General features: G+C 72.8%; 25 protein-coding genes and 1 riboswitch. Of the genes, 11 read left to right on the top strand and 14 right to left on the bottom strand.

Going from position 1 to position 26,720, the window contains the following annotated elements; all coding sequences use genetic code 11:
• Positions 1 to 83 precede the first annotated feature (83 nt).
• A riboswitch (ZMP/ZTP riboswitch) is annotated at positions 84 to 160 on the bottom strand.
• 8 nt (positions 161 to 168) lie between these two features.
• The gene (gene purN / locus ABD194_RS04075) at positions 169 to 819 is read right to left on the bottom strand and encodes a phosphoribosylglycinamide formyltransferase (RefSeq protein WP_343987924.1); all 651 of its coding nucleotides are present in this window, start codon (positions 817 to 819) and stop codon (positions 169 to 171) included.
• Between the two features lie 75 nt (positions 820 to 894).
• On the opposite strand from purN, the gene ABD194_RS04070 reads away from it, so the two are divergent.
• On the top strand, positions 895 to 1,287 hold the full coding sequence (locus ABD194_RS04070) for a hypothetical protein (protein ID WP_343987921.1): 393 nt from the start codon (positions 895 to 897) through the stop codon (positions 1,285 to 1,287).
• A 25-nt stretch (positions 1,288 to 1,312) separates the two neighbouring features.
• Here the strand turns inward: ABD194_RS04070 and ABD194_RS04065 are convergent, their stop codons facing one another.
• Complete coding sequence (locus ABD194_RS04065) at positions 1,313 to 2,503, bottom strand: cell division protein PerM (protein WP_343987917.1); 1,191 nt, start codon at positions 2,501 to 2,503, stop codon at positions 1,313 to 1,315.
• Between ABD194_RS04065 and ABD194_RS04060 the strand changes: the two genes are divergently transcribed.
• Entirely contained in the window at positions 2,496 to 2,855 is a 360-nt protein-coding gene (locus ABD194_RS04060; RefSeq protein ID WP_343987914.1) for a hypothetical protein, read from the top strand. The genes ABD194_RS04065 and ABD194_RS04060 overlap by 8 nt on opposite strands.
• Positions 2,856 to 2,885: 30 nt before the next feature.
• On the opposite strand, the gene sucD is transcribed toward ABD194_RS04060, so the two are convergent.
• From sucD to ABD194_RS04040, 4 genes are all read right to left on the bottom strand, one after another.
• Positions 2,886 to 3,779 carry a succinate--CoA ligase subunit alpha gene (gene sucD / locus ABD194_RS04055; protein ID WP_343987911.1) on the bottom strand — a complete coding sequence of 298 codons (894 nt, stop codon included), beginning with the start codon at positions 3,777 to 3,779 and terminating at the stop codon, positions 2,886 to 2,888.
• A gap of 32 nt (positions 3,780 to 3,811) precedes the next feature.
• A complete protein-coding gene (gene sucC, locus ABD194_RS04050) occupies positions 3,812 to 4,999 on the bottom strand; it encodes an ADP-forming succinate--CoA ligase subunit beta (protein WP_343987907.1) in 1,188 nt (395 codons plus the stop codon).
• Positions 5,000 to 5,295: 296 nt separating this feature from the next.
• Positions 5,296 to 6,234: a type IV toxin-antitoxin system AbiEi family antitoxin domain-containing protein gene (locus ABD194_RS04045; RefSeq protein ID WP_343987904.1), complete on the bottom strand. Its 939-nt coding sequence runs from the start codon at positions 6,232 to 6,234 to the stop codon at positions 5,296 to 5,298.
• A 191-nt stretch (positions 6,235 to 6,425) separates the two neighbouring features.
• The gene (locus tag ABD194_RS04040; RefSeq protein ID WP_343987901.1) at positions 6,426 to 6,899 is read right to left on the bottom strand and encodes a cobalamin B12-binding domain-containing protein; all 474 of its coding nucleotides are present in this window, start codon (positions 6,897 to 6,899) and stop codon (positions 6,426 to 6,428) included.
• A gap of 79 nt (positions 6,900 to 6,978) precedes the next feature.
• Between ABD194_RS04040 and ABD194_RS04035 the strand changes: the two genes are divergently transcribed.
• On the top strand, positions 6,979 to 8,007 hold the full coding sequence (locus ABD194_RS04035) for an esterase/lipase family protein (RefSeq protein WP_343987898.1): 1,029 nt from the start codon (positions 6,979 to 6,981) through the stop codon (positions 8,005 to 8,007).
• Between the two features lie 120 nt (positions 8,008 to 8,127).
• The gene (locus ABD194_RS04030; protein ID WP_343987895.1) at positions 8,128 to 8,925 is read left to right on the top strand and encodes a M23 family metallopeptidase; all 798 of its coding nucleotides are present in this window, start codon (positions 8,128 to 8,130) and stop codon (positions 8,923 to 8,925) included.
• 245 nt (positions 8,926 to 9,170) lie between these two features.
• Here ABD194_RS04030 and pcrA read toward each other — a convergent pair whose 3' ends face one another.
• On the bottom strand, positions 9,171 to 11,657 hold the full coding sequence (gene pcrA, locus ABD194_RS04025) for a DNA helicase PcrA (RefSeq protein WP_343987892.1): 2,487 nt from the start codon (positions 11,655 to 11,657) through the stop codon (positions 9,171 to 9,173).
• 79 nt (positions 11,658 to 11,736) lie between these two features.
• Between pcrA and ABD194_RS04020 the strand changes: the two genes are divergently transcribed.
• From ABD194_RS04020 to ABD194_RS04000, 5 genes are all read left to right on the top strand, one after another.
• Complete coding sequence (locus tag ABD194_RS04020) at positions 11,737 to 12,225, top strand: GNAT family N-acetyltransferase (RefSeq protein WP_343987889.1); 489 nt, start codon at positions 11,737 to 11,739, stop codon at positions 12,223 to 12,225.
• Entirely contained in the window at positions 12,226 to 13,677 is a 1,452-nt protein-coding gene (locus ABD194_RS04015) for a wax ester/triacylglycerol synthase family O-acyltransferase (protein ID WP_343987885.1), read from the top strand.
• A 10-nt stretch (positions 13,678 to 13,687) separates the two neighbouring features.
• Positions 13,688 to 14,671, top strand: coding sequence for a quinone oxidoreductase family protein (locus tag ABD194_RS04010; RefSeq protein ID WP_343987883.1), 984 nt, complete (start codon positions 13,688 to 13,690; stop codon positions 14,669 to 14,671).
• Positions 14,668 to 16,236: an amidohydrolase gene (locus ABD194_RS04005; RefSeq protein ID WP_343987880.1), complete on the top strand. Its 1,569-nt coding sequence runs from the start codon at positions 14,668 to 14,670 to the stop codon at positions 16,234 to 16,236. Before ABD194_RS04010 ends, ABD194_RS04005 begins: the two co-directional genes overlap by 4 nt.
• An 85-nt stretch (positions 16,237 to 16,321) precedes the next feature.
• A complete protein-coding gene (locus tag ABD194_RS04000) occupies positions 16,322 to 18,025 on the top strand; it encodes a sigma factor-like helix-turn-helix DNA-binding protein (protein ID WP_343987877.1) in 1,704 nt (567 codons plus the stop codon).
• On the opposite strand, the gene ABD194_RS03995 is transcribed toward ABD194_RS04000, so the two are convergent.
• The 4 genes from ABD194_RS03995 to ABD194_RS03980 are packed head-to-tail and all read right to left on the bottom strand — an operon-like array spanning position 18,022 to position 20,510.
• Positions 18,022 to 18,237, bottom strand: a complete 216-nt coding sequence (locus tag ABD194_RS03995; RefSeq protein ID WP_343987874.1) for a hypothetical protein — start codon at positions 18,235 to 18,237, stop codon at positions 18,022 to 18,024. The two genes, ABD194_RS04000 and ABD194_RS03995, sit on opposite strands and share 4 nt — an antisense overlap.
• Before the next feature lie 26 nt (positions 18,238 to 18,263).
• The gene (locus tag ABD194_RS03990; RefSeq protein WP_343987871.1) at positions 18,264 to 18,617 is read right to left on the bottom strand and encodes a hypothetical protein; all 354 of its coding nucleotides are present in this window, start codon (positions 18,615 to 18,617) and stop codon (positions 18,264 to 18,266) included.
• Between the two features lie 55 nt (positions 18,618 to 18,672).
• Entirely contained in the window at positions 18,673 to 19,389 is a 717-nt protein-coding gene (locus ABD194_RS03985) for an NUDIX hydrolase (protein ID WP_343987867.1), read from the bottom strand.
• Positions 19,386 to 20,510 carry a glycosyltransferase gene (locus ABD194_RS03980; protein ID WP_343987864.1) on the bottom strand — a complete coding sequence of 375 codons (1,125 nt, stop codon included), beginning with the start codon at positions 20,508 to 20,510 and terminating at the stop codon, positions 19,386 to 19,388. Before ABD194_RS03980 ends, ABD194_RS03985 begins: the two co-directional genes overlap by 4 nt.
• 35 nt (positions 20,511 to 20,545) lie before the next feature.
• Between ABD194_RS03980 and ABD194_RS03975 the strand changes: the two genes are divergently transcribed.
• On the top strand, positions 20,546 to 21,379 hold the full coding sequence (locus ABD194_RS03975) for a PIG-L deacetylase family protein (protein WP_343987860.1): 834 nt from the start codon (positions 20,546 to 20,548) through the stop codon (positions 21,377 to 21,379).
• A 13-nt stretch (positions 21,380 to 21,392) separates the two neighbouring features.
• Positions 21,393 to 21,542, top strand: a complete 150-nt coding sequence (locus ABD194_RS03970; protein ID WP_343987857.1) for a hypothetical protein — start codon at positions 21,393 to 21,395, stop codon at positions 21,540 to 21,542.
• A gap of 119 nt (positions 21,543 to 21,661) precedes the next feature.
• On the opposite strand, the gene asnB is transcribed toward ABD194_RS03970, so the two are convergent.
• From asnB to guaA, 3 genes are read right to left on the bottom strand one after another with little or no spacing between them, the layout of a single operon-like run.
• On the bottom strand, positions 21,662 to 24,334 hold the full coding sequence (gene asnB, locus ABD194_RS03965) for an asparagine synthase (glutamine-hydrolyzing) (RefSeq protein ID WP_343987854.1): 2,673 nt from the start codon (positions 24,332 to 24,334) through the stop codon (positions 21,662 to 21,664).
• Positions 24,335 to 24,344: 10 nt separating this feature from the next.
• Positions 24,345 to 25,118, bottom strand: coding sequence for a phosphatase PAP2 family protein (locus ABD194_RS03960; RefSeq protein ID WP_343987851.1), 774 nt, complete (start codon positions 25,116 to 25,118; stop codon positions 24,345 to 24,347).
• On the bottom strand, positions 25,115 to 26,704 hold the full coding sequence (gene guaA / locus ABD194_RS03955) for a glutamine-hydrolyzing GMP synthase (protein WP_343987848.1): 1,590 nt from the start codon (positions 26,702 to 26,704) through the stop codon (positions 25,115 to 25,117). The genes ABD194_RS03960 and guaA overlap by 4 nt, the downstream gene beginning before the upstream one ends.
• Positions 26,705 to 26,720 lie beyond the last annotated feature (16 nt).

The raw sequence follows: 26,720 nt of genomic DNA, 5'->3' as shown, positions 1-26,720 counted from the left end.
GCACTCCTGGTTCGGTGACATCGGTCGCGGCGCCCGGGCCTGCTGGTCGTGCTGCTCAGCGGGACCCGACGGCATCCGTTCTCGCGAGGCACCCAGGCGGTCGATGCTCCCGACGTCACTCCCCGGTGGTGACCCACCCGCGCCAGTCGTGTGCGACCAGCGTAGCGGTCAGCGCTGCCCGATCCGAACTCGTCGGCCCTCGACGGCGAAGCCCTCCCGGGCCAGCCGGCGGACGACGTCCACGAGCAGCTGGCGCTCCTGGACCTTGATCCGCTCGTGCAGGCTCTCCTCGGTGTCGCCGTCCTCGACCGGGACGACGCGCTGCTCGATGATCGGCCCGGTGTCGACGCCGGCGTCGACGACGTGGCACGTCGTCCCGGTCACCTTGACGCCGTAGGCGAGGGCGTCGCGCACCCCGTGGGCGCCGGGGAAGCTGGGCAGCAGGGCCGGGTGCGTGTTGACCACCGGGACCAGACCGAGGGTGGCAGCCCCGAGGAGCCGCATGAAGCCGGCCGTCACGACGAACCGGGGCCCGGCCTGCGCCACCCGCTCGGCGAGCGCGAGGTCCCAGGCTGCGCGGTCGGCATACTCCCGCGGGGCCACGACGAAGGTCGGTATGCCGGCTCGCTCGGCCCGATCGAGCCCCTCGCACGGGCGGTCGGCCCCGACTGCCGCGACGCGTACGCCGTAGGCGGGGTCGGCGACCGCGTCGAGGAGCGCCTGGAACAGCGTGCCGGACCCCGAGACGAGGACGACGACCGGCACGGCGTCGGGCACGGCGTCGGGGACGGACGGGCTGGCGGGGGCGTCGGTCGTCACGCGCCGGAGTGTATCGGCCCGCAACGGCGGCTCCCGCCGCCCGTCCTGCGCCTCCCATGGGTGAGGATGGAGCGCATGACACAGCCCCGAGGTGAGCCGGAGATCGCGTTCCGGCGCGAGAAGGCCAAGCGCACCCTGCCCGTGTCGGTGCTCGTGCTGCTGGGGCTGCTCGCGATGTACCTCCCGCTGCCGAAGCGGTTCGTCGCCTTCCTCCCGCTGCTGCTGGCGGTCGTGCTCACCGTCCGGCTGCTGCGCTTCCTGTCGCCGCGGGCCGGCAAGGAGAAGATCTGGCCGGTCGTCACGCTGGTCATCGTCGGGGTGCTGTTGTCGACGCTGGCCATGCAGGTCGCCTTCTACGACGCGGTCAGCGGCTACGAGCAGTGCCTCGACGGCGCCCAGACGAGCCTGGCCCGCGCCGGTTGCGAGCAGCTGAAGAACTCGAGCCTGCTCGGCCTGCTCGTCCGCTGACCGACCCGGCCGTATGCCGGTGGGCTCAGTCCTCGTCGGCCGTGGCCGTGGGGTTGTCCGGGCCCTCCTGGCTGCCGGGTGACTGCTCGCTGCCGGACTGGCCCCGGTGCTCGAGCAGGACGCGGGCGCCCAGGTAGAGGAGAGCGCCGCCCACGACCTCGGCGGTCAGCGCAGCGGCGAAGGACCACAGGTGGGGACCGACGGCGGAGAGCCGGTCGACCCCGACCGCGCCGGTGCCCAGGGCGGTCACGGCGACGACAACCGCGACCGCGATGACCGCGGCGACGGCGGTCGCCCGGACGCGGGCGCCCAGGTCACCGAAGAACTCGAGCTCGGCGTCGACCCGCCGGCCGACCCAGGCGCCGAGCGCGACTGGCACGAGGAGGACGGCATACACGGCGCCCGGGTAGTCGGCGGCCTGTGGCAGGGCACCGAGCGCGGGGACGAGCGGGAGCAGGCCCGGGTGTGCACCAGCGGGCGCGATCGTCGAGCCGAGGGCCACCTGGAAGCCGGGGCCCGCCAGGAACGACAGGGCCCACGTGGCGGCGTTGCCGAGGAGGGCGAGCTGCGCGAGCGTGATCACGACCAGCGCCCCGACGTTGGCGCCGTACTGGCCCTGGATGTCCGCGACCGCCGACCACGAGACGACGAGCTGCACGGCCACGACCACGAGCCCCACGGCGAGCAGCAGCCCGGCCGCGCGCCACCCGGTCCGCCACACGGAGGGCAGCCAGGTGGGTCCCCGCCGGAACCACGTCCGCACGAACGCCGGCGCCTCCTCGTCGTCGGGACGCAGCAGGACGAAGCCGAGCGCGGCGAGCGGCACGAGGAGCGAGCCTAGGACGGCCGCGACACCGGGCGTCGCGGGGCCGCCGAGCGTGAAGAGGGCGAAGAGCGCCGAGACGAGGGCGTAGCCGACGAGGAAGCCCGGCACGACGCCCCACTGCGCGACCCGGCTCCAGTCGCCCGGGCCGACGCGCAGCCGCTGGGTCGCCGCCAGCCGGCGCGCGAACCGCTGCGTGATGTAGACGAAGACGCCGAGCAGCAGCAGGGGCGTCAGCGAGATCGCCACGCCCCCTGCGCCGACGGACTGGCCGTGCCCGAGGAACCAGATGGCACTCGCGAGCGACACCGCGGAGAACCAGCCGACCGTCGACTCGGGCGCCGCGAGCCAGCCCACGAGCGCGGGCAGGACCACGACCGACCAGGTGCCCACCGCGGCCAGGGCACCCGCGCGCAGGGCCGCCGGCATCGCGGTGGACGGGCTCGTCGGCGCCGTGGCCGACCTGGGCGTCGGCGTGGTGGTCGTGCTCGGCGGGGCCAGTGGTCTCACTCCTGCGGTGCGGTCTCGTGCGGTCGACTCCATGGTCACAAGATCCGGGCCCGGCCGCGAGGACCCACGCCGGTGGCGGCGCACCCGGTGGGGCGGGTGCGGTCCGTGCGGTGGCCTGCTGACCGACGTCCGTGAGCCCGGCCCGGCGTATGCCGTCACGTGCCGTTCGGACCCGGGCGCGGCGGCATACGCCACCGGTCGACAGACACGCGAGCGGGCGGCCACCCGAAGGTGACCGCCCGCTCGAAAGGGTTTGTGGCGCGGGCTACTTCGCGAGGTCCTTCATGATCTCGCGCATGAGCTCGGCCGTCTCGGACGGCGTCTTGCCGACCTTGACGCCGGCGGCCTCGAGGGCCTCCTTCTTCGCCTGTGCCGTGCCCGAGGAGCCCGACACGATGGCGCCGGCGTGGCCCATCGTCTTGCCCTCGGGGGCCGTGAAGCCGGCGACGTAGCCGACGACCGGCTTCGTCACGTGCTCCTTGATGTAGGCCGCGGCGCGCTCCTCGGCGTCGCCGCCGATCTCGCCGATCATGACGATCGCGTCGGTGTCGGGGTCGTTCTGGAACGCCTCGAGGCAGTCGATGTGCGTCGTGCCGATGACCGGGTCGCCGCCGATGCCGACGGCCGAGCTGAAGCCGAAGTCCCGCAGCTCGTACATCATCTGGTAGGTCAGGGTGCCGGACTTCGACACGAGGCCGATGCGGCCGGTGCCGGAGATGTCGGCCGGGATGATGCCGGCGTTGGAGACGCCGGGCGTGATGAGGCCGGGGCAGTTCGGGCCGACGATGCGCGTCGTGCCCTTGTCCTTGGCGTAGTTGTAGAACTCCGCCGTGTCCTTGACCGCGACGCCCTCGGTGATGACGACCGCGAGCGGGATCTCGGCGTCGATCGCCTCGACGGCGGCCGCCTTGGTGAACTGCGCGGGCACGAAGATCACCGACACGTTGGCCCCGGTGGCCTCGATGGCCTCCTTGACGGTGCCGTAGACGGGGACGGAGACGCCGCCCTCGAAGTCGACGGTGGTCCCGGCCTTGCGCGGGTTGACGCCGCCGACGATGTCGGTGCCTGACTTGAGCATGCGCTGGGTGTGCTTCATGCCCTCGGACCCGGTCATGCCCTGGACGATGACCTTCGAGTCGGCGTTGAGGAAGATAGCCATGTCTGTCGTTCTCTCTTCTTGAGGCTCGGTGGTCAGTTGGCGGCGGGACCGGCGGCGAGCTCGGCGGCGCGGCGCGCGGCGCCGTCCATCGTCGGCTCGATCGTCACGAGGGGGTGGTTGCGCTCCTGCAGGATGCGGCGACCCTCCTCGACGTTGTTGCCGTCGAGGCGCACGACCAGCGGACGGTTCTCCTCGTCGCCGAGCGCGTCGAGGGCACCCACGATGCCGTTGGCGACCGCGTCGCAGGAGGTGATGCCGCCGAAGACGTTGACGAAGACGCTCTTGACCTGCGGGTCCGACAGGATGATGTGCAGGCCGTTGGCCATCACCTCGGCGCTGGCGCCACCGCCGATGTCGAGGAAGTTGGCCGGCTTCTGGCCGCCGAACTCCTCGCCGGCGTAGGCCACGACGTCGAGCGTGCTCATGACGAGCCCGGCGCCGTTGCCGATGATGCCGACGGAGCCGTCGAGCTTGACGTAGTTGAGGTCCTTCTCCTTGGCCGCCGCCTCGAGGGGGTCGGCCGCCGCCTTGTCCTCGAGCGCGGCGTGGTCCGCGTGGCGGAAGCCGGCGTTGGTGTCGAGGCTGACCTTGCCGTCGAGGGCGACGATCTCGCCGTCCTCGGTCTTGACGAGCGGGTTGACCTCGACGAGCGTCGCGTCCTCGTCGCGGTAGACCGTCCACAGCTTCTGGATGGCGTCCTTGATGGCGGGCTTGTCGGCCTCGTCGAAGCCGGCGGCGTCGACGATCTCCTGCGCCTTGGCCTCGTCGATGCCCGTGTTCGGGTCGACCGCGATGCGCGCGAGGGCGTCGGGGCGCTCGACGGCGAGCTGCTCGATCTCCATGCCGCCCTCCTTCGAGCACATGGCGAGGTAGGTGCGGTTGGCCCGGTCGAGCAGGATCGAGAAGTAGTACTCCTCGGCGATGCGGGCACCCTGGGCGATCATCACGGTGCCGACGGTGTGGCCCTTGATGTCCATGCCGAGGATCGCCTGGGCGTGCGCCTGGGCCTCGTCGGCGCTCTTGGCGACCTTGACGCCGCCGGCCTTGCCGCGGCCACCCGTCTTGACCTGCGCCTTGACGACCGTGACACCGCCCGACTTCGGTCCGATCTGCTCGGCGGCCGCTCGGGCCTCCTCGGGGGTGGTGGCGATGGCGCCGGCCAGCACGGGAACGCCGTGCTTCTCGAACATGTCGCGGGCTTGGTACTCGAAGAGATCCACGGGTGGGGTCCGTCCTCGTCGTCGATTCGAATCGTCGTCGATCGCGTCGCTGCGGCGTCCCGGGGCTCCCGTGCTCGCGCTCGGACGGGCCCTGCACCGTGGCGCAACCGAATCAGGCTGTCCCTCGGACTCTAGTGGCTCGGCGCGCGGGCGCCCGCATCGGGTGCGCCCGACCGGGCCAAGATCACACCGCCGTCTCACGAACGGATCGGTACGCGGGTTGCGGGACGGTCCGGCCGGTGCACCACGCGTAGGGGCCACGGACGCGCGAAGCGTGCCGTATGCCGCGTCGCACCTCACGCGGCTGCCTGCCCGATCGCGCGCCTGACCCGTCGCCTCACCTCGGCCGCGTCGGCGAGGTCGGCCCACACCAGCCGGACGACGACCCAGCCGGCGCGACGCAGTGCGTCCTCACGCTGCTTCTCCTGGAAGAGCGCACGCGGGTCGGCGTACTTGACGGCGCCGTCGAACTCGACGAGGACCCGGGTGCCGCGGATCCGGAAGTCCGCACGGTAGCGCCGTCCCTCGGCGACCAGCTCGACCTGCGGTTCCGGCTCGAACCCGAGCGCCCGCAGCAGGTATGCCGTCCGCGTCTCCCCGGGCGACTCGTGCCGCCCGTCGGCGGCGGGCAGGGCAGCGCGAACCGGGGCCAGCCCGGGGTGGCCGGCCAGTCGGTCGACCGCCCGGGCCAGATCCACGGCGGTGACGCGCCCTCGCGCGAGCGCCGCGTCCGCGGCCACGAGAGCCGACTCCGGTCCGTGCACGAGCCCGGTCTGCACGACGGCCCAGGCGACCGGCACGGTCCTCGCCAAGGAGGGGTCCGAGCCGGCCTCCGCGGCTGACGACACATCGAGACCCTGGGCCGGCCGGTGGATGACCAGGCCCCGTCGGCGGCTCGAGGCGTTGGCGACCCGGGCTCCGCACGGTCGGGGCAGGGAGGTCAGGTGGACGGTGTCCAGGTCGACGGCATACGTCGGCAGTCCGTGCAGGAGGAGGGCGGAGTGGTGGCTGACCACCGCCCGTCCGGCGTTGGCACGCCCGAGCGCCATGGCGGTGACCACGTGCCGCCCCTCCGGCGTGTGCGGGACGGCGGAGGCGACGGCATACCAGCCACGTGTGAGGCGGACGCACTCGCCGGACCTCAGCAGCCGGCCCAGGGCGTGGCCGTCGAGACCGAGGGCCGCGGCATCGGCGGCGGAGAACACGCCGTCGGCGCCCAGCAGGTCCAGTCGCATTCGACGAGCGTCGTCGCCCTGGCCGGCGCCTGCCAGCTCTCGGCGGTGGCTGTGGACGCGGCGCCTGCAGCGGGTGGGGGTGTGGACGCTCCGCGCTCCCCTGCCCCCTACGCGGGTTGCCGGCGGATACGGCCGGCGCACCACGCGTACGGACCCGGAACGCGCGTAGCGACCGGGAACCCGCGGAGGGGTCAGGCGGGGTGGACGTGCTCCCGGACCCAGCTCACGATCTCCATCGTCGTCGCGCCGGGCGTGAAGACCTTGGCCACGCCGAGGCGCTCGAGCTCCGGGATGTCGTCCTCCGGGATGATGCCGCCGCCGAAGACGATGATGTCGCTGGCGTCGCGCTCGGCCAGCAGCTCGACCACCCGCGCGAAGAGGGTCATGTGCGCACCGGAGAGGACCGAGAGCCCGACCACGTCGGCGTCCTCCTGGATGGCGGCCTCGACGATCTGCTCGGGAGTCTGGTGCAGCCCCGTGTAGATGACCTCCATGCCGGCGTCGCGCAGCGCCCGGGCCACGACCTTGGCGCCGCGGTCGTGCCCGTCCAGGCCCGGCTTGGCCACGACGACGCGGATGACCTCGGTGGAGACCCCGCCTGCGGCGCCGCCGGCGCTCTCGTCTGCGTTCACGGCAACGGCCTCGGCCCGGGGCGACTCGCTCATGCGGGGCACTCTAGCCAGCCCCGTGAGACGCGGCCGGCAATAGTGATGCATCGCCCACCCGCGGGGGTACGGTCACGGCGTGCCAGCACCAGCGCGCACGGCGACGACGCCGCGACAGACCCGCATCCCGAAGGCTCGGGTGAGCCCACGGGGTGTCGCCGCGGCGGTCGGCGAGGTCGCGGGGGCGCTGCTCACGCCCACCGGGCTCGCCGGCGCGGCCCTCGAGGCGACGTGGATGGGCCTGCACCTGGGCCTCTACCCCCTGGGGCTGCTCGGTGCCCGCGCCAGCAACCGCCGGGAGGGCTACCGCCTCGGGCACCTGCCTCCGAGCCAGCGCGGCCTGGCCATCCAGAACGTCGAGGCGGCCGAGACCCCGATCCTGCTCGTGCACGGCATGGTCGACAACCGCTCGATCTTCACGGTGCTGCGGCGGGGGCTCGTGCGGCGCGGCTTCGGTCGCCTCGAGACGATCAACTACTCGATCTTCACCGACGACATCCGAGCGGCCGCCGCCGACCTGGGCGCTGAGGTCGAGCGGATCGTCGAGGAGACCGGCTACGAGCGCATCCACGTCATCGGCCACTCCATGGGCGGGCTGATCGCGCGCTACTACGTGACCCGGCTCGGCGGCGACCAGCACGTGCACACCCTGGTCACGCTCGGCACACCGCACCAGGGCAGCTACCTCGCCTACAGCTGGAACAACGGCCTGACCCGCCAGCTGAGACCCGGCAGCGCCCTGATGCGCGAGCTCGCCGCCCCGGTGAAGGACTGCCAGACCCGCTTCCTCGTCTACTGGTCCGACCTCGACCAGGTGGTCGTCCCCCAGCGCAACGCCGCACTGCACCACCGCGACCTCAACGTGCACAACATCGAGCTGCACGGGGTCGGGCACATGAGCCTGCCCGTCACGGGCACGGTCGTGCACGGCATCTCCACGGCCCTGGCCCACCTCGACACCTCCGGCGCCACCGTCACCCCGGGCGTCAGCTCGCTCGAGACCCGCCGCAGCGGCTCCTCGGCGGCGCGGACTCCCACGGAGCCCGATCCGCAAATGAGGCAAATCACTCCGCGGAAGGCCTTGGGCGAGACGACCCGGATGCCCTAGGGTCGAGCAGTCGCGCCCCTCCACGCGGCAGGAACGTCCCGAAGCGTCCCGTTTTCGGATAACGAAACGGTCACGGTACGCTGACGGCTCGCCCCCTGTGATCCGATAGGTAAGCTCTTCGTGCCCAAAACCAGATATGTCGGCCGCCACCGGCCGGCTGCACGACCCTCGCGGGGACGGCAGATCGTCGTCCCCGTCGCGCTGCTCTCCTCGACCGTCGCCGCCGGCCTCGTCATCCACGACACCGGCACGACGGAGCTGAACCCCGAGGCCGTGGCCATGAAGAACGTCTCCAACGCGGGGACGGGAGCCGGCGTCAGCGACCCGGACGTCCTGGCGGCTGCCACGGGCAGCCGGGTGGGCGCCCGCTCCTCGCGCGACCTCGCAGGCCAGGCCCGGACCGTCATCGCGGGTGCCACGCAGACCGCGACCCAGACGGCCGGCGAGGCACAGGCGGCAGCCGACAAGGCCGCCGCCGCGAAGGCCGCGGCGAAGGCGGAGCGCGAGCGAGCCATCGCGGCAGCCCAGCGCTGGGTCTCCCCCGTCTCCGGCTACTCACTCACCTCGGGCTTCGGCTTCCGGTGGGGCAAGATGCACCCCGCGCAGGACCTCGCCTGCCCCGTCGGCAGCTCCGTGCACGCCCTGTCGAGCGGCACGGTCGTCTTCGCCGGCTGGTCCACCGAGGGCTACGGCAACTTCGTGAAGATCCGCTACTGGGACGGCACCGTCTCCTGGATGGCCCACAACAGCCGTCTGCTGGTCTCGGTCGGCGAGCAGGTCTCCCCCGGCCAGGTCGTCGCCTACAGCGGCAACACCGGCCACTCCACCGGACCCCACGTCCACCTGGAGATCCACCCCGAGGGCGGCGCCGCCGTGCCGCCGCTGCCCTGGCTCGCGGCCCACGGCATCGACCTCTGACCAGAAGCTTCACGACCGAGGCCCGTCCCCGTTCGGGGGCGGGCCTCGTCGCTGTGACAGGGCGCTCGCTCGAGGGACGGGGAAGCGCGGACGTATGCCGTCCGCCGCCCGTGGAGGTGCGGCCTCCCTGCGCAGGTGCGCGATGCAATGCGCTCTCCTGCGAACTCGGCGCACTCCTGGCCCGCCGGTGCACCTCTGTGCGGTCGGCGCAGCGAGGGCGGGACGGCATACGCCATCCCTGTCTCTCAGAGCTTGACGAGCGGGGCGTAGCGCAGCAGGAGGCGCTTGGTGCCCGTCTCGGCGCCGAAGTCGACGTGCGCCATCGACTTGTCACCCTCGCCCTCGACCCGGACGACGGTCCCGAGCCCGAAGGAGTCGTGGCTGACCCGGTCGCCGGAGTGCAGCGCGATGACCGGGCGCTTGCCGGCGCTGCGGACGCCGGGACGGGCGGCGAGCGTCGCGACGGCCGGACGGTCGGAGCCGCGCGCACCGCTGAAGGAGGGGCCGAGGCGCTGCCAGTCGAGCAGGTCGCCCGGGATCTCGTCGAGGAAGCGTGACGGCGGGTTGTACTGCGGAGCGCCCCAGGCCGAGCGGACCGCGGCGCGTGAGAGGTAGAGGCGCTCGCGAGCGCGGGTGATGCCGACGTAGGCGAGCCGGCGCTCCTCCTCGAGCTCCTTGGGGTCACCGAGCGCCCGCATGTGCGGGAACGTGCCGTCCTCCATGCCGGTGAGGAAGACGACGGGGAACTCCAGGCCCTTGGCCGTGTGCAGCGTCATCAGGGTGACGACGCCCTGGGCCTTGGCCTCGGGCTCGTCGGGGATCTCGTCGGCGTCGGCCACGAGCGAGACCTGCTCGAGGAACTCCTCGAGCGCGCCTGCCGGGCCGACGTCCTCGGGCTCGACGCCCGGGGCCAGCTCGCCGCCCGACTCGGCCAGCTCGGTCGCGCGGCGGTCGTCGTACTCCTGGGCGACGGCGACGAGCTCGGCGAGGTTCTCGACGCGCGTCTCGTCCTGCGGGTCGTGGCTGGCGCGCAGCTCGGCGAGGTAGCCGCTCTCCTCGAGCGTCATCTCCAGCAGCGCGGCGACGCTGTCGTCGGCCTCGTAGGAGGTGCGCAGCTTCTCGAGCAGCGCGGTGAAGCCCTGGATCGCGGCCACGGAACGCGTGGCGATGCCCGGGGCGTCCTCGGCGCGACCGAGCGCGGCGACGAACGGGATGCGCTCGCGCTCGGCGAGCGCCGCGACGCACGCCTCGGCGCGGTCGCCGATGCCGCGCTTGGGGGTGTTGAGGATGCGGCGCAGGTTGACGGTGTCAGTGGGGTTGGAGATGACCCGCAGGTAGGCGAGCGCGTCCTTGACCTCGCGCCGCTCGTAGAAGCGCGTGCCGCCGACCACCTTGTAGGGCAGGCCGACCCGCACGAGCACCTCCTCGATGGCCCGGCTCTGCGCGTTGGTGCGGTAGAAGACGGCGACGTCGCCGGGCTTGACGCCGTGCTGCGCGAGGTCGTCGATCTCCTTGCCGACGAACGCCGCCTCGTCGTGCTCGTTGTCGGCGACGTAGCCGGTGATCATCGGGCCGTCGCCGGAGTCGGTCCAGAGGTTCTTGGCGCGACGCCCCTCGTTGCGGGCGATGACGGAGTTGGCGGCGCGCAGGATGCGCTGCGTCGAGCGGTAGTTCTGCTCGAGCAGGATCGTGCGCGCGTCGGGGTAGTCCTGCTCGAACTCGAGGATGTTGCGGATGGTCGCGCCGCGGAAGGCGTAGATCGACTGGTCGGAGTCGCCGACGACGCACAGCTCGGCCGGCGGCACGGCATAGGCGCCCTCGGGCCCCTTCACCTCGCCGACCAGCTCCTTGATGAGCTGGTACTGCGCCTGGTTGGTGTCCTGGTACTCGTCGACGAGCACGTGGCGGAACCGGCGGCGGTAGTACTCGGCGACGTCGGGGAAGGCCTGCAGCACGTTGACGGTCATCATGATGATGTCGTCGAAGTCGAGGGCGTTGGCCTGGCGCAGGCGGCGTTGGTACTGCGTGTAGGCGTCGGCGACCGTGCGCTCGTAGTGGTTGCCCTCGGTCACCTGCCCGGCGTAGGTCTCCTCGTCGATGAGCTCGTTCTTGAGGTTGCTGACCTGCGCCGAGAAGCTGCGGGGCGGGTAGCGCTTGGGGTCGAGGTCGAGGTCGCGCAGCACGAGACTCATCAGGCGCTGGCTGTCGGCGGCGTCGTAGATGGAGAAGGTCGACTTCATGCCGACCTTGGCGGCCTCGCGCCGCAGGATGCGCACGCACGCGGAGTGGAACGTCATGACCCACATCGCCCGCGCCCGGGGGCCGACGAGCGACTCCACCCGCTCACGCATCTCGGCCGCGGCCTTGTTGGTGAAGGTGATGGCGAGGATCTGCCCGGGCTGGGCGCCTCGCTCGCCGAGAAGCCAGGCGATGCGGTGGGTGAGCACGCGGGTCTTGCCCGAGCCGGCCCCGGCGACGATGAGCAGCGGGGTGCCCTCGTGGACGACGGCCTCGCGCTGCTCGGGGTTGAGCCCCTCGAGCAGGACGGAGGGGTCGAGCTCGGAGCGACCCTGGGGGGCCGTCTGGACGCCGCCCTGCGCCGCCGCCTGGGCCCACGTCGGCACGCCCTGCTCGGTGACGCCGCCGCGCCCGGAGGGGCCGGCGCCGTCCGAGGCCGCGCCACGACCGTGCTCGAAACCGGGGATGGGGAGGTCGTCGAAGAGCGTGCTCATGATCGGCCCAGCCTACGTCGAACCACCCACAGCCCCGGACCGTGGCGCACGGCCGGCGGGACCGGGGCAGGATGGCGCCGTGAGCGACTTCCAGATCCGCGAGGCGTCGGCCTCCGACGTCCCCGACCTCATCCGGCTCGTGCAGGGCCTCGCCGCCTACGAGAAGGAGCCGGACTCGGCCACCGCGACGCCCGAGCAGTTCCGCGAGGCGCTCTTCCCCGCGCACGGCGACCCCACGGCATACGCCCTCGTCGGCGAGCGGGAGGGCGGGGTCGTGGCGATGGCGATCTGGTTCCGCAGCTTCTCGACGTGGACCGGGCAGGCCGGGATCTGGCTCGAGGACCTCTTCGTCGAGCCGGAGCAGCGTGGGCTCGGGATCGGCAAGGCGCTGCTGCGCCGGCTCGCCGGCATCTGCCTCGAGCGCGGCTGGACCCGGCTGGAGTGGACGGTGCTCGACTGGAACACGCCGTCCATCGAGTTCTACCGCGCCCACGGCGCGCGACCCCTCGACGAGTGGACGACGTTCCGCGTCGACGGTGACGGGCTGCCCCGGCTGGCGGGTGTGTAGGTGCCGCGCGCCTCCCGCCGGATGGGGCCGGCCGACGTCCTCTGGCTCACCATGGACCGGCCGACCAACCTCATGGTCATCGTGTCGGTCGTCCTGCTCGAGAGCGTCCCCGACTGGGACCGGGTGCTCGAGGTGATGCGCGCCAGGCTCGTCGAGCCGTACCCCGTCTTCAGCCAGCGAGCCGTGCGCAGCCGCGGGCCCTTCGCGCGGCACCGGTGGGAGGACGTCCCCGACTTCGACCTCGAGCGCCACGTCCATCGCACCACGCTGCCGAGCGGTGCCTCCGACACCGAGCTCCAGGCCTACATCGAGGACCACCTGGCGGAGCCGTTCGACCGCAGCCGGCCGATGTGGGAGGTCCACCTCGTCGATGGACACGGGGAGGGCGCCGCCCTCGTCTTCCGCATCCACCACGCCCTCGCCGACGGGATCGCACTGACCCGCGTGCTGCTGGGGCTCACCGAGGACGCTGACGGGCGTCCCGGTGACCTGGTCGGCCCTCGAACGGACACCGGGCTGGCCCCGGCTGCGCTGGCGGCGCAGGCGGGTGGACCCGGAGGTCCCGGTGCCGTCGCGTCGGCCCTGCGCCTCGCCCGGACCACCCTGCGTGTGGGCTGGAAGCAGCTACGGGACAAGGGCGCTCGCGAAGCGGTCACCGACGCCGCGAGCGTCACGCTGCGCACGGGCCAGGTCGTCTCGGACCTGCTCCTCACGACGAACCCGGCGAGCGCCGTCGGAGGTGAGCCGGGCCGACGCAAGCGCGTCGTGTGGACGAGCCCGCTCCCACTGCCCGGACTCAAGCAGGCCGGCCGGCTCGTCGGGGCCACGCTCAACGACGTCCTGCTGAGCGCCGTCGCCGGCGCCCTGCACACCTACCAGGACGACCGCGGCATCGACCCGGTCGACCTCGTCACGATGGTGCCGGTCAACGTCCGACCGCTCGACGAGCCGCTCCCCCGCGAGCTGGGCAACCGCTTCGCGCTGCTCTTCCTGCGCTTCCCCAGCCGCGAGGCCACCCCGCTCGGCCGCCTGGCCCTGTCCAAGGCCCGGATGGACTGGCTCAAGGCGTCTCCGGAGGCCGTTCTGACGTTCGCCCTCATCTCCGTCATCGGGCACCTCCCGGCGCGCGTGGAACGGCTCGTCGTCGACTTCTTCGCGGACAAGGCGATCGGCGTGACGACCAACGTGGCCGGTCCGAGGGAGCTGCGCCGCCTCGCGGACGTGCCGGTGACCGGTGTGCTCGGCTGGGTGCCCGGCTCCGGGCGGCACACCCTCGGCTTCTGCATCGTCACCTACGACGACGCCGTGCGCATCGGGGTGATGGCCGACGAGGGCGTGATCTCCGACCCCGAGGGCCTGCTGGCGGCGCTCGAGGAGGAGGTGGCCCTGCTCGTGCGCATCGGGGCCGCCGGCGGCACCGCCCCGCGCCGACGCAGGGAGCCCCGGTCGTAGGGTGGCGAGCATGAACCGAGCGACCAGCGTCTTCGTCTCCGAGCCCGGCGACCGCAGCGTCCTGCAGGTCCGCGACCACGACCTCCCCGACCCCGTCGAGGGCGAGGTCCAGGTCGAGGTCGCCGCGGCGGGCGTCAACTTCATCGACGTCTACAAGCGCCAGGGCGTCTACCCCGTGGCCACGCCGTTCGTCCTCGGCGAGGAGGGCGCCGGCACGGTCACCGCCGTCGGTCCGGGCGTCTCGGACGTCGCCGTCGGTGACCGCGTCGCCTGGTGCCAGTCGAGCGGCAGCGAGTCCACCCTCGTCAACAAGCCGGCGCGCCTCGTCGTGCCGGTGCCCGACGGCGTCGACCTCGAGGTCGCCGCAGCCGCCATGCTGCAGGGGCTCACCGCCCACTACCTCGTCACGAGCACGTATGCCGTGGGCGCAGGTGACGTCGCCCTCGTGCACGCCGCGGCGGGCGGGGTCGGGCAGCTGCTGGTCCAGATGGTCACGGCCCGGGGCGGCACTGTCATCGCCACGGCCGGATCGGACGAGAAGCTCGAGGTCGCAAGGGCGCTCGGCGCGCAGCACCTCATCAACTACGAGACCGTCGACGACCTCGCCGCGGCGGTCCGGGACGCTGCCGGGCGTGGGGTCGACGTCGCGTACGACGGGGTCGGCAAGGCGACCTTCGACGCGTCGCTCGCGTCGCTGCGCCCCCGCGGGATGATGGTCCTCTTCGGCGGGGCGAGCGGCCAGGTGCCGCCCTTCGACATCCAGCGCCTCAACAGCAGCGGGTCGCTCTTCCTCACCCGCCCGACGCTCGCGCACTACGTCGCCGAGCGCGAGGAGTTCGAGTGGCGGGCCGGCGAGGTGCTCGGCGCCGTGGCCGACGGCTCGCTGAAGATCGACGTCGGCGGGCGCTACCCGCTCACCGAGGCGGCCGGCGCCTACGAGGCCCTCGAGGGCCGGCGCACCACCGGCAAGCTGATCCTGGTGCCGACCGCATGAGCAGCACCCTCTTCCGGCACGACCGCATCTGGACCGGGGACACCGCACGGCCGTGGACCGACGCGCTGCTCGTCGAGGACGGCGTCGTCGTCGCCGTGGGGGCCGACGCCGTCGAGGCGGGTGCCGGTGCCACGACGGTCGAGCTGCCGGGCGCGCTCGTGATGCCCGGCCTGCACGACGCCCACATCCACACCGAGTGGCTCTCCCGCGACCTCTCGTCGGTCGACCTGCGCGAGGCCCGGTCCCTCGAGGAGACCCTCGAGCTGGTCCGCGAGCACGCCGACACCCTCCCTCCGGGCGAGTGGCTGCACAGCGGCCGCTGGAACCACAACCGCTGGCGGGTGCCCCGGCAGCCCGACCGGCACGCCCTCGACCTGGTGTCGGGCGACCGGGTGGCCGCGCTCTCGAGCGTCGACGGGCACACCATCTGGGCCAACTCCCGGGCGCTGCGGCTGGCCGGCATCACCCGTGACACCCCCGACCCGGTCGGTGGGGAGATCGAGCGCGACGGCTCGGGCGAGCCCACCGGCATCCTGCGCGAGTCGGCCCAGGAGCTGCTCCAGGTCATCCCCCGCGACGAGTCACCGCTGCGGCCGTGGCTCGAGCGGTGCCAGGACCGGCTGCTGTCCGTGGGACTGACCAGCATCACCGACATCGACGGCGAGGACGCGCGCGCGGCCTACGCCGAGCTGCACGCCGACGGCGCCCTGCGGCTGCGCGTCACCAAGTGCACGCGCGACGGCGACCTCGAGCTCGCGATCTCCGAGGGCCGCCGCTCCGGCCAGGGCGACGCCCGCTTCCGGGTCGGCCCGGTCAAGTTCTTCAGCGACGGAGCCCTCGGCTCGCACACCGCCCACATGACCGAGCCGTTCCTCGGCCACGAGGGCTGCGGCATCGCGGCCATGCCCTACGAGGTCCTCCTCGAGCGCACCCTGCTGGCGGCACGGTCGGGGCTCGACGTCATCACCCACGCCATCGGCGACGAGGCGAACCGCCTCGTCCTCGACAGCTTCGAGGCCGTCCGCGCCGAGGAGCTCGACACGCTGCTGCGCATCGAGCACGCCCAGCACGTACGCCCGGTCGACGTCCCGCGCTTCCGCGCGCTCGACGTCGTCGCCTCGATGCAGCCGGCGCACTGCACGGCCGACCTCGAGCTGGCCGACGAGATCATCGGGCCGCGGCGGCTCGCCTCGTATGCGTGGCGCACCTTCCTCGATGCCCACGTGCGGGTCGCGTTCGGCTCCGACGCACCCGTCGAGGACCCCAACCCCTTCTACGGGCTGCACGCGGCCGTCACCCGGCAGCGCGCCGACGGCCAGCCCCTGGGCGGCTGGCGCCCCGAGGAGAAGGTCACCCTGACCGAGGCGGTGCACGCCTTCACGGTCGTGGCTCACGAGTCGGTGGGCCGCACCGACGTCGGGCGACTCGCGCCGGGCCAGCTCGCCGACCTCGTCGCCGTCGACCGCGACCTGTGGGCCCTCGAGCAGTCCGCCTCCGCCGAGATCCGCGACACCGTGGTCCTCCAGACCTGGGTGGGCGGGGACCTGGCGTTCGAGCGGTCGTAGCACCCGGCACACGGCATCCCGGCCGCAGTCGGCAAGGGGCTGTCCTCGCGCGGCCGGTGCGCTCATCCTTGAGGGAGGAGGGCGCATGCGCGGGATGGACGCGGACTTCGCCGGCTACGTGCGAGCACGGCAGCTGCAGCTGCTCCGCGGCGCCTGGCTCGTGACCGGCGACCACGCCCGCGCCGAGGCGGTCGTGCTCCGCGCCCTCACCGACCTGGCGCGCCGCTGGCGCCACCTTCCCCAGGCGTCGCCGGACGCCTTCGTCCGAGCGCGCGTCCACCGGGACTCGATGCTCGTCGCGGAGGACGTCGCACGCGCCGGCAGAGCGCCCTCCCCCGACATACCGCTCCTCGTGGGGCTCTCGGCGCGGGAGCGTGCGGTGCTCGTGCTGCGCTGCGTCGAGGGGCGGTCGGTCGACGAGACGGCCGAGGCCCTCGAGCTCACCATCCCGCGCGTCAGCGAGGCGGAGCGAGCGGCGCGCAGGCGCCTGGTGCGCGGCACCCCGGCCCAGAGCGACACCGAGGCCCGGGCCCTGCTCGAGGAGGCGAGCGCGGGCGTGCGCGAGGTGGAGCTCGCCGACCGCGCCTGGCAGCAGGTGCTGCTGGCTCGGTCGACAGTGCGCCACCGCGTGGTCTCGGCCGCCGTCGCGGCGGCGCTCGGGGCGGTCGGGATCTGGGCCGCGGGGCGCGGACCGGCTACCACCGAGGTCCCCGGGGTGTCGGCCTTCACCGGGGTCCCCGGGCTCACCGGGATCGGGGCACCGGCGACGGCCGGCCTGACGCCGGTGCCACAGGCCGCCGAGGCGGTGTGGCACACCACGACCGACGGCCTGAAGTACGTCGTCGCCCCGACGGCAGGCACGGAGGCGAGCCAGCCGTGGCTCGACACCGGCATCGCGCGGCTCATCGACCCGAGCCGGCCCCACCAGCTGGCGAGCAACCACCAGCCGAGCGGGTTGGACGCCCTCGGCGACGCGGTCTACCTCGAGGGGCGCGGGCCGGGGCGGTGGGTGCCCGTCGTCGTCTGGGGTGACGGCCAGCTCTTCACCCTCGACACGGTCTCGCTGACGGGACTGCGGACGGACCCGCCCCAGCCGCCGCTCGACGTGTGGGCGTTCTCCGCCGACAAGACGTCCGTGGCCTTCCCGCAGCCGGGTGGCGTCGTCGTCGTCGACGTCGGGACGCGCTCTGCCCACGAGGTCGCGATCCCGTCGCCGGACCTGGAGTGGGCGGGGTGGCTTGGCGGCTACCTCCGCGCCGGCTCCGCCGAGGGCACGTGGTCACCGGGACTCTCGCCGCGCTGGCCGGCACCGGATCCGCCGCGCCGGCCCGGCGCGCGGGAGTTCCGGATCGAGAAGGGCCAAGCGGTCCTGGACGAGCACTCCCCCGACGCCTCCGCCCGAGCGATCCCCGTCGGTTGGCCCCGCTTGCACCCGGTCGGCGAGACGGTGTCGGACGCGGTGCAGTACGCGTCTGCCTTCGCCCTCGAGCCCGGAGAGGCCCGTGGGCTGCAGGCCGTCTCGCCGCGCACGGTCATCGTGGCGACGACCCGACTCGGCTACGAGCGCATGCTCGTGTTCGGCGAGGACCAGCCCCGCGACGCGAGCTGCTGCACCGTGCTGGGGTGGACGGTGCGCGGCGAGCTGCTCTACCTCTCGGTCGCGCCGAGCGGCACGTGGATCATGGGGTGGGACGTGGAGACGGGCATCGTGCACCGCGTGACGCACTTCCTCACGTCCGCCTCGGTGCCCCCGGTCATCGCGCTCGGGGCACGCTTCACCGTGGGCTAGGAGGTGCCGGGGACCAGGGCGAGGAGCAGGGTCGCAAACCAGGTCAGCCCCGCCACGGCGAGCAGGAAGAAGCCGATGACGGCCATGTTGCCGGCCCCGTCGGCGCGCGAGACCCGGCGGCGGTGGCGACCGAGCACGACCAGGGCCGCCCCTGCGACCAGCCACACCACGCCGATGAGCAGTCCGGCGACAACGCCTGCGCCCCAGTGCATCTCAACGTCTCCAGTGGCCCGCTGCCTCACCAGATCGCGGCGACGAGCACGTTGACGACCGCGGCGCCGCCGGCGACGTCGAGCAGGCTGCCGGTGTCACGGCCCTTGCGACCACGGGCGGCGCCGACCTCGGCCGCGGCGAGCACGACGAGCGCGATGACGAGCTTGACGGCGATCTTGGCGTTGTTGACGTGGTGCTCCTCGTCCTTGAGCGCCTCGGCGACACCGACGAGGGCGAGGCCCGTGACGAGCTGCGCCCGCGCACCCCAGAGGATCGGGGCGATGACCGTGCGGCCGGCACGGACGGCGATCCAGCCGCCCACGACCGCGGCCATGCCGAGCAGGTGGAGGGCGACGAGGATGTTGTAGACGAGGTCCATGGCCGACATCCTACGGAGCGTCGTACGACTGCTCGGCCACGCCCTGCGGGGCCGGTCAGTGCTCGTCCGCCCGGCGCCGCCGCAGCCGGGCGAGCACTTCGAGGTTGCGCCACGAGGCCGTCAGTGGATAGTCACCGAGACTGTCCGGGGGCACCCACCGGGCATCGGAGGTCGTGCCGCCGACATCGTGGATGACGACGTCGGCCGGCTCGGGGCACGTTGCGGCATAGACGATCCGGACCGCATGGAAGTCCTCCAGCGCACCAGCGGGGGCGCGTCCCACCCAGTGCTGGGACTGCACGGCGAGGAGCTCGCCCAGCTCGATGCGCTGCCCCGTCTCCTCCCACACCTCGCGGTGGACGCCCTCCACCGGAGACTCACCACCCTCGAGGCCACCACCGGGCAGGCCCCAGTCGCCGGAGACGTGCGTCTGCGAGTTGAACTGCGTCAGCAGCAGCCCCCGCTCGCTGGTCACCACCGCGTAGGCCGCCACCCGCTGGTAGGGCTCCCCCACCTCGTCCTCGCCGACACCGGGGTCCCGCGGGACCGCCTGGGCCCGAGGACGTATGCCGTCCAGCTCGCGCACGCGGTAGCCGAGCTCGAGCGCCCCGTCGTCGCGGACGGTCGCGAACGCCGGGGACTCGATCAGCCAGCCGGCGGCACCCAGGACCACGTCGGGGTGCTGGCCGTGCCCGAGGCGGGTCTCGGCGACGCGGTCACCCCCGGCGGTGAGGCCGACGACGCGCAGACCGCCGAGCACGTTGGTCCTCATCGACGCACCAGGTCGGCCGCGCGCTCGTACTCCGCCACGGCGAGCGCCGCCACGTGCGGCCAGTCCTGCGTCGGTGGGTGCGTGACGTTCCAGGTGCGCATGCGCGCCACCTCCTCGGGGCTGCTGGCAAGCTTGGCGATCGCGGCCGCCATCTGCGAGTCGCTCGACACCACAAGCCCGTTGACGCCATCGGTCACGAACTCGCCCAGGCCGGAACCAGATCGGCCGATGACCGGCAGACCCACGGTCCTCGCCTCGAGGGCTGCGATCCCGAACGACTCGAGACGCGCGGGCGACAGGTAGACGTCGGCGACGGCATACCGCTCGCGCAGCTCGTCGCGCGACACCCGGCCGGGCAGCGACACCCAGTCGAGGCCGAGGCGGTGCACGAGGCCCTCCACCTTCCGGCGGTCCGGTCCCTCGCCGAGGATCGTCAGGGACACCGAGCCGGCGCCCGCGGCACGTGCCGCATCCGCCACGAGCTCCACCAGGGCGGTCGGCCGCTTGCGGGCTGCAAGCCGCATCGCGGTGACGAGGCGCAGCGGCCCGGGCTCGCGGGTCACGGGGGCCACCGCCCAGCGCTGGACGTCGATGCCGTTGGGGAGCACCCCGACCGACCGGCCGGGGCCGACGAGACGGCGCAGCGGAGCGGCGGCGACGTCCGAGACCGCCGACATCGCCACTCCCCGGGCCGCCCAGCGGCGCACGAAGCCCGCGGCGCGGAAGGCGGGAGCAACGCCGGCCAGCATGCAGTGCCAGGTCATCGCCGTCGGCAGGCCGATGCCGAGGGCGACCCGCGTGGCGTCCCAGGCGAACGGGGACACGACGCCGGTCTGCACGTGGGCGACGTCGAAGCCGCCGGCGACGAGACGCCGGCGCAGCTCGACGGGGGCGAACGGGTTGACGGGCAGCTCCCACGGCATGCGCGCAGCCATCCGGTGGACCGGCACCCCGTCGACCTGCGTCACGGCGCCGTGCATCTCGCCCCCGACCCCTCGCGTCGCGGTGAAGACCTCGACCTCGTGGCGGGCACGACGGAGGTGCTGCGCGAGGTCGTGCGTCTGCACCTCGATGCCGCCCAGCCGCGGCAGGTAACAGTCGGAGAGCAGCGCCACCTTCACGGGAGACACTGTGCCATGGGCCAAGATGGGTCACTGTGCCCCACACGCTCCTCGCCTTCCACGCGCACCCCGACGACGAGGCCTTCCTGACCTCGGGGACGATGGCGCGCGCCGCCGCCGAAGGACACCGTGTCATCGTGGTGCTCGCAACCGACGGGGAGCTCGGTCTCGCCGCAGCCGAGTTCACCGCTGACGGCACCTCCCCTGCGACGCTGGCGGCCACGCGCATGGACGAGCTGCGGGCCAGCGCGAGGGCGCTCGGCGTGGCGCGTGTCGAGCACCTCGGCTACGCCGACAGCGGGCTCGGGCCGGAGGTCCCCCCCGACCCTCCGGGCAAGACCCGCTTCGTCCGCGCCGACGTCGAGGAGGCCGCGGGCCGGCTGGCGGCGCTCCTGCTGGAGGAGCAGGTGGACGTGCTCCTGCACTACGAGCCGAACGGCGGCTACGGCCACCCCGACCACAAGCAGGTGCACCTCGTCGGCCGCCGTGCCGCCGAGCTCGCCGGCACGCCGAGGGTGCTCGAGGCGACGGTGCCACGCGACGCCATCTGCCGCGCCATCGACGTGGCCGCCAAGGTCTACCGCTTCCCTCCGGAGTTCGACCGGTCGAGCTTCGACCGTGCCTTCTCGGCGCGCAGCGAGATCACGCACCGGATCAGCGTGCGTCGCCACATCGCCGCCAAGCGCGCCTCGATGCGGGCCCACGCCTCGCAGGCCAGCGCCGACGGCGACGGCGACCGCACCCTGGCAGCGTTCCTGCGCATCCCGCGGCCGCTCTACGACCTCGTGTTCGGGCGCGAGTGGTTCGTCGACCGGTCACTGCCGGCCGGGTCAGCGATCCGGCACGACGTCTTCGCCGACCTGCCCTGACGCGGCCCCTTCCGTGGCCCCGGAGGACGTCACCGAGCTGCGCCGGCTGCTCTACGGCCTGTACGCCGTCTGCCGGCTGTACAACAGCCAGGAGGAGCAGGACGCCTCCGCCCTCCTGCCGGCGACCACGGCCTCGCCCCCTCCCCCGCCGCGGGGTCGTTGACCCCAGCGGTCGGCGGCCGCTGCGCGGCCGCACGAGCCGGGCACCCGGCATACGCCCTCGGGCACGTGGCCACTCGACGGCTGCGGTTCAGAGGGGGCCGAACGTGGCCTCTCGACGGTTCAGGGAGTGCTCGGCTTCTCGAAGACGACGGCCATGGGCGTCTGCTCGGAGCCCTGGCCCAGGGGGTTGTCGGCGAACATCGCCTCGTAGCGCTCCTTGGGACCCGGCGCGTCCGTGCCGAGGACGTTGCGCCCGATGTCGTTGGCGTCCATGACGATCGTGCCGCCGAACGTGCTGCGGTACGCCTGGGGCACCCGTGCGCGGATCGCGGCGGAGAGGCGCGCGGCCACCTGGTCGGGGTCCTTGGGGGCGAGCTTCGCCGACACGTTGGCCGGGTAGACGGAGTACTCGGTCGGCCCGTCGATCGCGCGGATGTCGTTGCCGACGAGCTCGTAGAAGAGGCCCTTGCGGCCGAGCACCTTGCCGAAGGCGCCGCCGGCGGACGCGTAGAGCACCCGGGGCAGCCCGACCTCCTCGATCGCCAGCTGCATCGTGAACGGCGAGCCGAGGCCGATGCCGGCGGGAGTGCGGGTGACGTAGCGCGAGAGCACCCGCGCCGGGCGGGACACCTTGATGTCCCAGATGAAGTAGGAGCGGCCCTGCGTGATGGCCACGATCTTCTCGGAGATGAAGAAGTACCACTTCCCGGTGGTCGCCGCGGCGTGGTCGCCCCCGACGTCGGGGAGGCCGGCGAAGAAGCGGTCGACGTACGCGAGCGTCTTGGCGTCGAGGTCGTCCTCGCGGGCGAAGAGGTCGGTGCGCAGCGGGTAGCGCCGCACGGCCGTGCCGTCGCTCGTCACGAGGTCGAGCTGCTTGCGGGCGTTGGGCTCGTAGTCGGTCTTGACGCGCGGGGCCGGGACCTCCTCCGGCTTGTCGTCGAAGTACTCCTGCAGCCACAGCTCGAGGTTGAGCAGGCGCCAGAAGGTCATCGAGTCGACGTCGTTGGTGCCCTTGATCCAGCCCTCGAACGCGTGGAGCACCGCGGTCTGGTCGAAGTAGGGGCGGTTCGCGAACGACTCGGACAGGAAGATGCCGTACAGGTGGTTCTTCAGGCGCATGAACCACTCGCCCTGGGGCGTGGTGAAGCCGATCTTGTTGCGGCGCCGGTTGATCGACTCGGGCAGCAGGTCGCGGGTGGCGTCGCGCAGGACCCGCTTGTTCCAGCCGTCCTTGATGATCGCCTCGTCGGAGAGGCTGAAGATGAACTTCACGACCTCCTTGTCGAGGAACGGCACGCGGCCCTCGAGCGAGAAGCGCATCGTGTTCTTGTCCTCGTAGCGCAGCAGCGAGGGCAGCGAGCCGACGAAGAGGTCCTCGATGAGGCGCTTCTTGAGGTTGGAGCCCTCGGTGGCGTAGCGCTCGCCGGAGTGCGCGGCGACGAAGTCACGCCCCAGCAGCGACGTCGTGGGCACGTCCTTGCGCCCGCGCAGCTTGGCCTTGAGCTTGAACCGGCCGAGCCGGTAGAGCACGTCGAGCGACTTGCTCAGCTCGGCCGCCGCCTTGCCGGCGCCCTGGGCGCGCAGCTGGCGCAGGTAGACGAAGTAGTACGGGATGTAGCCGGCCATCATCTCGTCGGCGCCCTGGCCGTCGAGCAGGACCGTCACGTGCTTGGTGGCCTCTCGCATGACCTGGTACTGCGCGTAGGGGCCACTGCTGATGAGCGGCTCCTCCTGCGTGCGCACGAAGTCGAGGAGGTCCTCCTTGAACTCCGAGGGCGTCGGCTTGATCTTGTGCGCAGCGACGTGGCCGCGGCAGATGTCGAGGACGTCGTCGACGTAGCGCTCCTCGTCGTTGACGGAGTTGGGGAAGACCGCCGAGAAGGTGTTCTGCTGCGTGCCGACCGACTCGGTGGTCGCGTCGCCCTCGTTGATGAGCCGGTTGATGATGACCGCCACGGCGGAGCTGTCGAGGCCACCCGAGAGGGACGTGCCGACCGGCACCTCGGACTGCAGCCGCAGGCGTACGGCCTCGACGAGGCGCGACTTGTACTCGGCGGCGGCGGCCTCGTCGTAGGGGCGCTGCTCCTTCGCGAGCTCGGCGAGCTCCTCGCGCAGCCGGGTGAACGGGCGTCGCTCCATGCCCTGGGCGGAGATCGTCATGACCTCGCCGGCCTCGAGGCGCTCGATGCCGTCGAAGAACGTCTCGCGGCCGTCCTCGTGGATGCGGAAGCGCAGGTAGCGGTAGATGGTGCGGTCGTTGGGGCGCTTGTCGTAGTGCCCGCTGGCGAGGATCGGCTTGATCTCGCTCGCGAAGAGCCACGCGTCGGCGCCGTCCCTGCCCGCGCCCGGCACGCGGCAGACGTAGACGGGTTTGATGCCGAAGTGGTCGCGCGCCAGCGTCAGCGACTGCTTCTCGGCGTCCCAGATGGCGATGCCGAACATGCCGTTGAACCGGTCGAACGCCTCGTCGCCCCACTCGGCGAAGGCCTCGAGGACGACCTCGGTGTCGCTGTCGGTCTCGAACGTGCGGCCGAGCCCCTCGAGCTCGGTGCGCAGGTCGAGGTAGTTGTAGACCTCGCCGTTGTAGGCGATGGTGAAGCGGCCGTCCGTGGTCTGCATCGGCTGCTGACCGTGCGCGACGTCGATGATCGACAGGCGCCGGTGCGCGAGGCCCACGGGGCCGTCGACGAAGATGCCGTCTCCGTCCGGGCCCCGGTGCTGCTGGCAGTCGTTCATGCGCCGTAGGAGCGCCTCGTCCGCCTCGAACCCGTGGTAGCCCGCGATTCCACACATGGCCTCAACCCTAACGGCCCGCAGAGGGGTCCCCGTGCCGCCTCTGCGGGCCGACACGCGGGTCGACGCCCGGGTCGACGCCCGGGCCGACACGGGGGCCGACAGCGGAAGCGTCACCCTGGTCGGCCCCCGGTGCCACCCGCGGGCCGAGCCTCAGGGGCCACCGCAGCAGCAGCCACAGCAGCAGCGAGCCGAGGAACATCGAGCCGACCACGTCGCTGAGCCAGTGGAAGTGCAGCCACAGCAGCGACGCAGCGACCAGGAGGGTCCACGCTGCCGCGGCCGCCCAGGCCTGCCTGCGTCGCCCCGGCCACTTCCGGGAGACGATCTCGGCCAGGAGCCCGGCACAGACGAGCGCGGTGGCGGTGTGGCCCGAGGGGTAGTAGCCGAGGTCGCTCGCCATCTCCCGCACGACGGGTCCCGACCGCGGGATGACGGACTTGCCGAGGAGGACCGTGACGGTGAGCAGGGCGAGCGCCGGCCCGGAGAGGGCAAGGGGAGCCCACCGCCCGCGGTGCAGGCAGAGCGCCGCCGTCACGGCGGCCACGGCGGCCACGCACAGAGCCGGCGTGGCGATGTCGACGACGAGCAGGGTCAGCACGTCGGGAACGACCGGGCCGTTGCCGCTGCCCGGTGTCGCGGACACGACGACGTCGTCGAGCCTCACGGTGGGGCCGCCCAGCACGACGCTCACCGTGACGGCCACCAGGCCGAGGGCCAGCAGCAGCGCCACGCCGGGCCCGGTCCAGGGGTGTGGCGACCGGCCCGGGGGGCGGGGCGTCACTCCCACTCGATGGTGCCCGGCGGCTTGCTCGTCACGTCGAGGACCACCCGGTTGACCTCTTCCACCTCGTTGGTGATGCGCGTCGAGATCGTCGCCAGCACGTCGTAGGGCACCCGTGCCCAGTCGGCGGTCATCGCGTCCTCGGAGGCGACGGGCCGCAGCACGACGGGGTGGCCGTAGGTGCGGCCGTCGCCCTGGACGCCGACCGACCGGACGTCTGCGAGCAGCACGACGGGGCACTGCCAGATGTCGCGGTCGAGGCCGGCCTTCGTCAGCTCCTCACGGGCGATGGCGTCGGCGCGGCGCAGGATCGCGAGGCGCTCCGCGTCGACGGCCCCGATGATGCGGATGCCCAGGCCGGGCCCCGGGAAGGGCTGGCGCCACACGATGACCTCCGGCACGCCGAGCTCGAGCCCCACCTGGCGCACCTCGTCCTTGAACAGGGTGCGCAGCGGCTCGATCAGGGAGAACTGGAGGTCGTCGGGCAGGCCACCGACGTTGTGGTGGCTCTTGATGTTGGCCGCGCCCTCGCCGCCGCCGGACTCGACGACGTCGGGGTAGAGCGTGCCCTGCACGAGCCACTTGACCGGGTGCTCCTCGTCGCCGCGGTCGTGGACGACGTCGCGGGCGGCCTGCTCGAAGACGCGGATGAACTGCTCGCCGATGATCTTGCGCTTCGCCTCGGGGTCGGTCACCCCGGCGAGCGCGTCGAGGAACCGCTCACGAGCGTCGACGACGACGAGGTCGACGCCGGTGGCCTGGACGAAGTCCTTCTCGACCTGCTCGGCCTCACCCTCGCGCAGCAGGCCGTGGTCGACGAAGACGCAGGTCAGCTGGTCCCCGACCGCCTTCTGCACCAGGGCTGCCGCCACGGAGGAGTCGACTCCGCCGGAGAGGGCGCAGAGCACGCGGTCCTCGCCGACCTGCTCGCGGATCGTCGTGACCAGCTCGTCGACGACGTGGCCCGGGGTCCAGTCGGGCGAGATGCGCGCGCCCTTCCAGAGGAAGTTCTCGAGGACGCGCTGGCCCTGCTCGGAGTGCAGCACCTCGGGGTGCCACTGCACGCCGTAGAGGCGCCGCTCGTCGTCCTCGAAGGCGGCCACCGGCGTACCCCCGGTCGTCGCGGTGACGGTGAAGCCATCGGGCGCCTCCGTCACCGAGTCGCCGTGCGACATCCAGACGACCTGGCTGGTCGGCTGCCCGGCGAAGAGCGTCGAGTCGGCCTCGCCGATCGAGGCGTCGGTCTTGCCGTACTCACGAGCGCCGGTGCGAGCGACCGTGCCGCCGAGCGCCTGGGCCATCGACTGGAAGCCGTAGCACATGCCGAAGACCGGGACACCGGCGTCGAGCAGTGCCGGGTCGAGGCGCGGTGCGCCGTCCTCGTAGACCGAGCTCGGGCCGCCGGACAGGATGATCGCCGCCGGCTCCTTGGCGAGCAGGTCGGCCACCGGCACCGAGTGCGGCACGACCTCGCTGTAGATCTGGGCCTCGCGCACGCGCCGAGCGATCAGCTGGGCGTACTGGGCGCCGAAGTCGACGACGAGGACAGGGTGGCTCTGCAGGTCGGTCGGATGCGCGTCGCTCACGGGCGCCAGCCTAGTG

This window comes from Terrabacter terrae (assembly GCF_039529575.1).
Classification (GTDB): Bacteria; Actinomycetota; Actinomycetes; order Actinomycetales; family Dermatophilaceae; genus Terrabacter; species Terrabacter terrae.
The sequence above is the reverse complement of the archived record's forward strand: the minus strand, read 5'-3'. Positions and strand labels throughout refer to the sequence as shown.